Here is a 7,959-nt window from a genome sequence, read left to right on the forward strand (position 1 = left end):
AAACCCACCCGGGGCCATCCCGGTCTCGCTCGTCGTCGAGTAGTCGCAGGGATTTTGAACGGCGGGCGACCGCAGGCCACTTCGGCCTGTCGGCCGCCCGCCGGCCGCCGTCCGCGTTCACGTCCGCGTTCCCGTTCGCATTCCGTTCGCGTTCGCGTTCGCGTTCGCGCCCACGGCGGCGCTACGACCGCGATGGCGCTACGACAGCGGCAGCGCCCGCCTGAGCGCACCGAAGGCCGCGTCCAGCAGGGCGCGATGATCGGGGTCGACCGCCGCCGCACTCTCCCCCGCCAGCATCCGGCCCGCAGAGGTGAGGCAGCCGGTGCGATAGGCGGCGACGGCGAGCGCGGCGGTCAGCCGGGGCTGCGGGTCCGGCGAGGTCTGCGCGATCACCTCGGCCAGCGCGCCCTCCAGCTCCTCGACGCCTTCGCGGGCCCGCGCCCGAAGCGACGGGGAGTCCACCACGACCTGCCAGAAGGCCGTGAAGCGATCCCGCAGAGCCGCCAACGGGTAGCCCTCGTCGACGAGTTCGAGAATCAGGCGATGCAGCGCGGCGAGTGGGGACTCGGCGGCCGGGCGGTCGCGCACCGCGCTCGTGAACAGCTCGACGGCCTCCGGGATCCGGTCCAGGAAGAGGTCCTCCTTGCGCGGGAAGTAGTTGAAGACCGTCATGGTCGAGACCTCCGCCGCCTCGGCCACCTCGGCGACGGTGACCTGGTCGAACCCGCGCGCCAGGAACAGGGTGGTGGCCACGCCGGAGATCCGCTGCCGGGTCTGCACCTTCTTGCGCTGACGCATCGTGAGGTTCCGGGACTGCGGTTCGTCGTCGGCGTCTGGGGTCCTGGCTACATCCATGACCTAAATTATACCCATCACAGATTTTTAGTGACTACAGTGAAGTCATGAACACGGACATGCGCACAGACGCAGGCACAGACGCAGGCGCGGACTACGACGTGGTGGTGGCGGGCGGCGGGCCGGTCGGGCTGATGCTGGCCTGCGAGCTCCGGCTCGCCGGAACCTCGGTGCTGGTCATCGAACGGCTCACCGAGGTGGACCAGACGGTCAAGGCGGGCGCCATCAACACGCCCAGCGTGGAGGCCTTCTACCGGCGCGGGCTGCTCCCGGCGCTCGAAGAGATCCACGCGCAGGCGATGGAGAAGTTCGCCCAGTTCACCCGGCAGCGCCGCCCGGGCGGGCCGCCCACCAACGGCGAGGTGCCCGCCGACAGCGCAGTGCCCACGCGGGCGCCGCAGCGGATCGCCGGGCACTTCGCCGGAATCATGCTGAGCTTCGACCGCTTCGACCCCGCCGACGACCCCGACTTCGCCGACCGCGGCCCCGTCGACAAGGCCGCCCTCGTCCCGCAGGCCGCCCTGGAGCACGTGCTCGGCGAGCGCGCGGCCGAGCTGGGCGTCGAGCTGCGCCGGGGCGTGGAGTTGACCGGCTTCGACACCGACGAGCACGGGGTGACCGTGCACACCGACGGCGGTGCGCCGATCCGAACCGGCTGGCTGGTCGGGTGCGACGGCGGCCGCAGCACGGTGCGCCGGCTCGCCGGGTTCGACTTCCCCGGCACGGCCCCGGAGATCACCGGCCACCAGGCGATAGTGGAGATGACCGGCTCCGAGGCCCTGGGCGCCGGCTGGAACCGGACCTCGGTCGGGACGTACGTGCACGGGCCGGTGCCGGGCCGGATCCTCACCGTGGAGTTCGACGGTCCGCCCGCGGACCGCCAGTCGCCGGTCACCACCGAGGAGTTGCAGGCCAGCCTGCGCAACGTCAGCGGCGTGGACGTGACGATCACCAAGGTGCACAGCGCGACCCGCTTCACGGACAACGCCCGCCAGGCGAGCACCTACCGCGCGGGCCGGGTGCTGCTGGCCGGCGACGCGGCGCACGTGCACTCCCCGTTCGGCGGCCAGGGGCTCAACCTCGGCATCGGCGACGCGATCAACCTCGGCTGGAAGCTCGCCGCCACCGTACAGGGCTGGGCACCGGAGGGCCTGCTGGACAGCTACACCGCCGAGCGGCACCCGATCGGCGCCTGGGTCCTGGACTGGACGAGGGCGCAGGTCGCGCTGATGCGGCCCGAGCCGGGCAGCGGCGCGCTGCGCAACGTCGTCGCCCAGCTGGCCGACACCGCGGCCGGGACGACCTACTTCGTCAAGCAGCTCTCCGGCGTGTGGCAGCGCTACGACCTGCCCGGCCAGCACCCGCTGGTGGGCCGCAGCGCACCGGACCTCGCACTCGCCGACGGCAGCAAACTGGCCGACCACCTGCACGACGGCCGCGCGCTGCTGCTGGACCTCACCGACGACCCCGAGCTGCGCGCCCGCGCCGACGGCCACCGCGACCGGCTGCGGATCGTGACTTCCCCCTGCCCCGAACAGCCCACGCCGGCCGCCCTGCTGGTCCGCCCGGACGGCTTCGTCGCCTGGGCGGGTGACAGCGGTGAGGCCCCGGACGGGCTCGGCGAGGCGCTCGACAGGTGGCTCGGCGCAGCTCAGGACTGAGCTCAGGGCCGGCGCAGGACGGCGGCTGCCAGGGCGAGCGCCGGGTCAGGGTGTCGATCGCCCGGTCGAGTTCGGCGGCCTGCTGCTGGTGGCTGCCGTCGGTGACGCAGTCCTGGAAGGCGTCGATCCGCAGGTAGCCGATCCCGCCCGGCATCGCGCCGTCGGCCCGCACCTCCACTACTCCTTCTTGCTAAGTACCACTAGTCAGCGTTACCGTGTACCAGTACTCAATAGCGCTGACTAGCGCAGGGAGGAGGTATGCCATGACCAAGCTGGAGACGGAGATGCTCAAGGGCACGCTGGAGGGCATCATCCTCGCGTCCCTGTCCGGCCGGCCCGCCTACGGCTACGAGATCACGGCACGACTGCGGGGGCAGGGATTCTCCGACATCGCCGAAGGGACCGTCTACGCGCTGCTCCTCAGGATGGAGAAGCGCGGTCTCGTCGACGTGGAGAAGGTCCCCTCCGAGAAGGGGCCGCCACGCAAGGTGCACTCCCTCAACGCCCAAGGACGGGAGTACCTCGAAGAGTTCTGGAGGACGTGGAACTTCCTCACGGAACGACTGGAACAGCTCCGCGAAGGGGAGGGCAAGTAACCATGTCCGATGTCGAAACGACCGGCTTCATCTTGAAGGTGATCGGGCCCAAGAAGCGCTGGAGGGCCTACAAGGCGCGCGTCAAGGAGCTTCCCGAGGACCACCGCACGGCGGTCAAGGCGATCGAGCGCTACCTGATGTACTTCGTGCCGGCCGACGAGGACAGCAGTGCGTCGATGTTCGAAGACCTCGCCGACCTGTTCGAGCAGGCCGCGGCGGACGGAACTCCGATCCGCGAGGTCGCCGGGCAGGACCCGGTGGAGTTCGCCGAGGCGTTCGCCCGGAACTACACCGAGGGCGGCTACGTCCCCGCCCGGGCTCGGAAGCAGCTGAGCGACGACGTCGAGCGCGCCGCCGGCAACGAGACCGGAACAGAGGACCAGACGGCCTGAGCGTGCCTCAGCACATCGGCCCCCAGGGGCCGAGCAGCACTTTCATCGCCTTTCTGCACCACGCGGCCCCGGGGCCATACCCCGCCGGCCGCCTCGCGCCGCATGCCCGCGGCACCGTCGAGACCGACCGATGCGTGCAAGGAGAATCATGAGGGGAAACGGCGACAACGGCTTGTCCGGAGCAGGGCTGCGCCGACTACGCGAGGTACTGGAAGCGCATGTCGAGTCCAAGAAGATCCCCGGACTCGTCGCCCTGGTCGGCCGGGGCGAGGAGACCCATGTCGAGGCGATCGGGACGATGCGCCATGACGGCGGCCCGCCGATGCGCCGGGACACCATCTTCCGGATGGCCTCGACGACCAAGCCGGTCGCGGTCGCCGCGACCATGGTCCTGCTGGACGAGTGCCGACTGCGACTTGACGAACCGATAGATCAGTGGCTGCCGGAACTGGCCGACCGGCGGGTGCTCAAGCGGCCCGACAGCCCGCTGGACGACACCGTGCCGGCGCGGCGTCCGATCACCGTGCGGGACCTGCTCACCTCCACCTGCGGGCTCGGGCTGGACATGACGGCGACGGGCTCCCCGATGATGAGCGCGTACTTCGAGCAGAGGGTCTACGGCGAGAACGGATGGATGCTGCCGGCGGTGGAGCCGGATGAATGGATGCGCCGCCTGGGCACGCTTCCGCTGATGTACCAGCCCGGAGAACGGTGGCTGTACAACGTGAGCGACGACGTACTCGGGGTGCTGGCGGCCAGGGTCACCGGCCAGTCGTTCGAGGCGTTCCTGCGCGAGCGCGTCCTCGATCCGCTGGGGATGAAGGACACCGGTTTCCACGTGCCCGCCGACAGGATCGACCGGCTGCCGCCCCTGTACGCCCCCGATCCGCGGACCGGAGAGTTCACCGTGGAGGACCCGGCCGAGGGGGGACACCACAGCAAGCCTCCGGCGTTCCAGTCAGGCGGCGGCGGACTCGACTCCACCGTCGACGACTACCACGCCTACTTCCGGATGCTGCTCAACCACGGGATGCACGGCACCGAGCGGATCCTGTCCCGGCCCGCCGTCGAGCTGATGACCACCAACCGCCTCACGCCCGAGCAGACCGCCGCCCTACAGGCCTGGGCGCGCAGCATCGCCCATCTGTCACACGGTCAGGGGCAGACCGGCGGCTGGGGCTTCGGGATGACGGTGCGCACCTACCGGGGCGACTATGCGCCCATCGGCCAGTTCGGATGGGACGGCGGAGCCGGCACCACGACCTACGCCGACCCGGACAACCAACTCGTCGGCATCCTGCTCACCCAGACCGGGATGTCCACCCCGGACTCGGCGCGGGCCATGCAGGACTTCTGGACCACCCTCTACCAGGCGGTCGACGACTGACAACAGCTGCGAGAGTTCTGCGAGACCCCCGAAGCATGTCCGGCTCATCCAGGTCCTCGTTCGCAGAAGACCTCTCAAAACTCCGGCATTCTGCAAGACACTTTCGGGGGACAGTTCGCGGGCTCTCAGGACTGTGAATCCCCATGGGCGTGGGGCCCGGCAGGGGGTCGCTACCGGTACCAGCCGGGGGTGCCTTCGGGAGCCCGGTCGACGGAGCACTCGATGTGCCAGCGGTCCCGTACCCGGGCGACCTGCTCGCGAGTCGGGGTCAGGTACTCGTGCCAGCGGGCTTCGACGCCGTGCGGGTAGCCGAGCAGGTTGTTCAGCACGCTGTGTACGACGTCGTCCTCCCCGTCGGGGGCGGTCGGCGGCGACGGCCAGGATGCTGCGACTGCGGCGATCTCGTCCCGGGTGACGCCCATGAGGGTGTGGAACTCCCAGTCCTCGAAGAACGGCCCGTTCACGGCCGCGTCAAGGCACTGCTCGATGATCCGCAGCTCTTGTTCGGTCATCCGCTCGATCGTGTCCACGGCTGAATTTTCTCATCGCTCGCCGCATCCAAGCGCACACCACCCACCCGGTGGCCACTCGTCGAGCGGGATGGTGGCAAGGGTGTCCCGGCGGATTCGCCAGCCCGGGGTGTCCGCGCCGTCGACCGGGGTGCGCTGCCAGTAGACCTCGATCAGCGCGATCCGGTGCAGCGTGAAGGCCGCGCGGCCGGGCCGGATGCGGTGGATGGTCTGCGCGAGTTCGTCGGTGTCGGCGGCGGCGTAGGCGGCGGTCGTGTGGAGCACGCCGAGCGGGTAGTCGGTGGAGTCGCGTGATCTGCGCGACCGGCAGCCAGGTCACCGAGGTCACCGGCAAGGTCTTCGTCCAGGACCTCCGCAAGCACATCCCCTTCACCATCACCCGCACGTGACCACTACCGCCCCGCCCACCCCGAGCGCCGCCAGGCCGGTCGCACCGTGCCCAGCGGCCTCCGGCACACCAACGGCGGACACCACCGCACCCCACTGCCCACACGGCCGCACCGCAGACGCGGCGCTCCCACCTCTCCCCGGCCCCCGCACATCCGCGGCGACACTCACAGGTGATCTATCGTCACTTTGTGTAGGTTTCCAGGCGTACGATGTCGGGGATCGGGGCATGGTCAGCGCCGGGGCCGTCACGGTCCCTGCGGTTCGCGTCCACTGCGGGCCGCGAGAAGGTGCCGGTCCAGCGAAGAGGAGCTTCCATGACGGGTCAGACGCCCGACACCGCGCAGCAGCAGGTGCAGTTCCCCATCACCGAGTCGTTCACCGGCACAGCCCCGGAGAATGAGCACTGGCAGTTGCTGGGTAGCGCGCGGCTGAACGAGGGCGCCCTGGAGCTGACGCCGAACACCCCCTCGAAGGCGGGTACGGCGTTCCTGGACCAGCCGTTCTCCTCCTCGCTCGGGGTGAGCATCGACTTCGACTACTCCTGTGAGGGCGGCGGGGCCCAGGGTCTCGGGGACGGGTTCAGCCTCTACCTGATCGACGGGAGCCGTACCACGCAGCCCGGGGCCCGCGGCGGGGCGCTGGGCTACTCCTACATCAAGGACGGCTCGGTCAACCTTCCCGGCGTCACTGCCGGCTATGTGGGCGTCGGCTTCGACAACTTCGGGAACTTCGCCGCCCCCTCATGCGGCCCCGGCGGTCCCGGCCGCAGCCCCGACACCGTGGGTGTGCGCGGCTCCGGGGACCTGCTCACGGGCTTCGCCTGGCTGGCCGGTGTCGAGGTGCCGGGTGGGTTCCGGGGCGGCTGGGGGGTGGGGGCCCATCTGCAGGTGACCGTCATCGGCGGGCGCCTGACGGTGCGGCGCTCCAGCACCTCGGACCCCAACGGCTCGGTGCTGATCGACAATCTCGACCTGGCCGCCGGCCCGGGCCAGGTGCAGATGCCCGCGACGTTCAAGCTCGGGTTCGGCGCCGGCACCGGCGGGGCCACCGCCGCCCACCGCCTCCGCAACCTCACCGTCGCCCTGCCCGTCGCCATGCCGCTGGAGATGAGCGGCCCGCTGACCGCCAAGGCCGGCCATCGGATCTCCTACACCATCGGCGTCCAGAACCACGGGCCCAACGACGCCCCCGACGCCGTCGTGCGCGGCGACGTCCCCGTCCAGTTGCTCGACGTGGAGGTGACATGCCGCGGGGAGAACGGCGCGGTGTGCGGCCCGGGAACCGCTACCGACGGCGAACTCCACCAGCCGCTCAACCTGCCCAAGGGCAGCAAGGCGGTGATCACCTTGAGGGGCACCGTCGACCCTCACTACGAAGGCGACTTCACCACCACGAGCCGGATCACCTCCGCCACCCGCGCCAATACCGCGGCCCAGCAGTCCGGCCAGGTCACCACCACCGCCGAACTGCCGCTGATCACCGTCGACCAGAAGATCGCCGGGCAGTGGGACCAGACCTGGCCCGAGGACGCCAAGGGTTGGCTCGTCAGCTACAACCTCACCCTGGCCGCCAACGAACACCGCGTGACAGCCTGGGAGATCGCCTTCGACGTCCCCGCGCGCACCCGCGTCAACCCCCAGCAGACCCAGTGGTACCGGGTCATCAAGGACGGCCTGGAGGGAACGGTCGTCCTTGGGTCCCCCAACGACGGCTCCCACACCATCGACCCCGGCACCCCGCTGCCCGTCGACGTCCAGATCCTCTACCCCTCCCAGTCCGACGCCGGCGACGGCCGCCTCCGCGGCCTCTACGCCGTCGAGGTCGAGAACCCCTGACCCCCACAGAAGCAGCACCCGGACCGGATCCGCCTCGCGGCAGTGCATCCGCCCGCGAGGCGGATCCGGCACAGCTACCCGCAGCCCGACCTGCCGGTCACGCCCGTGCGGGCCGCCATTCGCACCCGGCGCTCTGCGCCAACGCGCGGTGGATTCGGGCCGCCGACGCAGTCCTCTACCACTGGGGGCGGGGGGGGGGGGCGGGGGGGCCCCCCCCCCCCCCCCGGCGCAGGTTAAAAATGCCCCGGGGGAACAATCCCCCCCGCGGCCGCCGGGGCCGCGGTTCGGCGTGGGGGGGGGGGGGTTACCCCCA

Annotated in this window: 8 protein-coding genes; 5 read left to right on the top strand and 3 right to left on the bottom strand. The window is 70.7% G+C overall.

The window, feature by feature from the left end:
• Positions 1-198 precede the first annotated feature (198 nt).
• Positions 199-855 carry a TetR/AcrR family transcriptional regulator gene (locus ACIO9K_RS08130; protein WP_400327875.1) on the bottom strand — a complete coding sequence of 219 codons (657 nt, stop codon included), beginning with the start codon at positions 853-855 and terminating at the stop codon, positions 199-201.
• A 59-nt stretch (positions 856-914) separates the two neighbouring features.
• Between ACIO9K_RS08130 and ACIO9K_RS08135 the strand changes: the two genes are divergently transcribed.
• The 4 genes from ACIO9K_RS08135 (at position 915) to ACIO9K_RS08150 (ending at position 4,891) form a co-directional block, all read left to right on the top strand.
• Positions 915-2,516 (top strand): FAD-dependent oxidoreductase, encoded by a 1,602-nt coding sequence (locus ACIO9K_RS08135; RefSeq protein WP_400327877.1) that lies wholly within the window; start codon positions 915-917, stop codon positions 2,514-2,516.
• A gap of 263 nt (positions 2,517-2,779) precedes the next feature.
• Entirely contained in the window at positions 2,780-3,112 is a 333-nt protein-coding gene (locus ACIO9K_RS08140) for a PadR family transcriptional regulator (RefSeq protein WP_363622214.1), read from the top strand.
• A gap of 2 nt (positions 3,113-3,114) precedes the next feature.
• Positions 3,115-3,504, top strand: a complete 390-nt coding sequence (locus ACIO9K_RS08145; RefSeq protein ID WP_400327879.1) for a DUF1048 domain-containing protein — start codon at positions 3,115-3,117, stop codon at positions 3,502-3,504.
• 148 nt (positions 3,505-3,652) lie between these two features.
• Positions 3,653-4,891, top strand: coding sequence for a serine hydrolase domain-containing protein (locus ACIO9K_RS08150; RefSeq protein ID WP_363622217.1), 1,239 nt, complete (start codon positions 3,653-3,655; stop codon positions 4,889-4,891).
• A 170-nt stretch (positions 4,892-5,061) separates the two neighbouring features.
• Here the strand turns inward: ACIO9K_RS08150 and ACIO9K_RS08155 are convergent, their stop codons facing one another.
• Both ACIO9K_RS08155 and ACIO9K_RS08160 read right to left on the bottom strand, forming a co-directional pair.
• Entirely contained in the window at positions 5,062-5,421 is a 360-nt protein-coding gene (locus ACIO9K_RS08155; RefSeq protein WP_363622222.1) for a hypothetical protein, read from the bottom strand.
• A gap of 12 nt (positions 5,422-5,433) precedes the next feature.
• Positions 5,434-5,685, bottom strand: coding sequence for a hypothetical protein (locus ACIO9K_RS08160; protein ID WP_400327881.1), 252 nt, complete (start codon positions 5,683-5,685; stop codon positions 5,434-5,436).
• Positions 5,686-6,125: 440 nt separating this feature from the next.
• Here ACIO9K_RS08160 and ACIO9K_RS08165 point away from each other — a divergent pair, with 440 nt between their 5' ends.
• Positions 6,126-7,646, top strand: a complete 1,521-nt coding sequence (locus ACIO9K_RS08165; protein ID WP_363622226.1) for a hypothetical protein — start codon at positions 6,126-6,128, stop codon at positions 7,644-7,646.
• Positions 7,647-7,959 lie beyond the last annotated feature (313 nt).

The organism is Kitasatospora sp. NPDC087271, from assembly GCF_044744605.1.
Taxonomy (GTDB): Bacteria; Actinomycetota; Actinomycetes; order Streptomycetales; family Streptomycetaceae; genus Kitasatospora.